Source organism: Xanthomonas sp. LMG 12460 (assembly GCF_009192895.1).
Taxonomy (GTDB): Bacteria; Pseudomonadota; Gammaproteobacteria; order Xanthomonadales; family Xanthomonadaceae; genus Xanthomonas_A; species Xanthomonas_A sontii.
Genome location: NZ_NKUH01000171.1, coordinates 1 through 568, shown reverse-complemented (window position 1 = coordinate 568; position 568 = coordinate 1). Strand labels below are relative to the sequence as shown.

1 protein-coding gene and 1 pseudogene are annotated in these 568 nt (G+C 65.7%); both read left to right on the top strand.

From position 1 onward, the window contains the following. Nucleotides 1–227: pseudogene (locus CEK66_RS20245) on the top strand (S-methyl-5'-thioadenosine phosphorylase); the annotation flags it as partial. An 88-nt stretch (nucleotides 228–315) separates the two neighbouring features. Then, nucleotides 316–522: a cold-shock protein gene (locus CEK66_RS20240; protein WP_003488188.1), complete on the top strand. Its 207-nt coding sequence runs from the start codon at nucleotides 316–318 to the stop codon at nucleotides 520–522. Nucleotides 523–568: the final 46 nt, after the last annotated feature.

Genomic DNA, 568 nt, shown 5'->3' with positions numbered 1-568 from the left:
TCGCGCGGCTGCGCCGCGACGGTTGCGACCTGGTCGGCATGACCGGCATGCCCGAAGCCGGGTTGGCGCGCGAGCTGGGCCTGGACTACGCCTGCCTGGCGATCGTGGCGAACTGGGCGGCCGGCTGCGGCGACGCCGAGGAAATCACCCTGGCCGAGGTGCTGGCCAATGTCGAGGCGGCCTCGGTCGGGCTGCCGGAGCTGGTGGGGGAACTGGCGCGCGGGTGATTGTCTTCGTTGCGCAAGCTTTGCATACTCCGCCGGTGCGGCTGCCGCACAACCACCACCCATTCACTGCAAAAGGTCTCGCATCACCATGCCGAACGGTACCGTCAAGTGGTTCAACGACGCCAAGGGATTTGGTTTTATTTCTCCGGAAGACGGTAGCGCCGATGTGTTCGCGCACTTCTCCGCGATCAACTCCAAGGGCTTCCGCAGCCTGCAGGAAGGACAGCGTGTCAGCTACGACGTGACCCAGGGTCCGAAGGGCGCGCAAGCCTCGAATATCACGCCGGTCGAGTAAGCGCGCGCGTTGACTCGGTTGTGCCTTGAACCCCGCTTCGGCGGGG